Raw genomic sequence first — 487 nt, forward strand, 5'->3', positions numbered from 1 at the left:
TTCAAGCTTGGTAATTCCCTTTATATCACAAGGGATGAGTATATTTTTGATAGGACTGTAGCGGTAATGATGAGGAACAATCAAGGTTTTTACACTGCTCGTTCTTGCAATACTGATAATATTACCGGAAACATAGCTGTCATTGGAAGAAGCATGGTCATCACTTCCCAGAACAATCAGTTCTATGGAGGGCTGGTTCTTTATTACTTCATTAATGCTTCTTGTTAGTGACCAGTCGCTTAAAATCTTTGAAACCTGTATCTGGGGATACTTTTCCGTTATAACATTGATTAGCTGGGTAAACAATGATTCTGTTCTTGCCAGCAAATTGTTGACATTTTCTTCATTCACAAATGAATGGCCTTCAGCAATATGCAGAATTTCGAATTCAGATTCTCCGGCAGTTTTTAACAGGATAATATGCTGGTAATCGTAATGATTGGCCCATTCTGCTGCAAGTTGTACTGCATTTTCTGTAGTTGATGTA

1 protein-coding gene is annotated in these 487 nt (G+C 37.6%); it reads right to left on the reverse strand.

Translation table 11 applies throughout. The features are described 5' to 3' along the window. Positions 1-487, reverse strand: a 487-nt coding sequence (locus BBI01_RS22815) for a hypothetical protein (RefSeq protein ID WP_165602244.1), incomplete at both ends; no start/stop codon positions are given.

Origin of the sequence: Chryseobacterium artocarpi, assembly GCF_001684975.1 — a bacterium.
Lineage (GTDB): Bacteria > Bacteroidota > Bacteroidia > Flavobacteriales > Weeksellaceae > Chryseobacterium > Chryseobacterium artocarpi.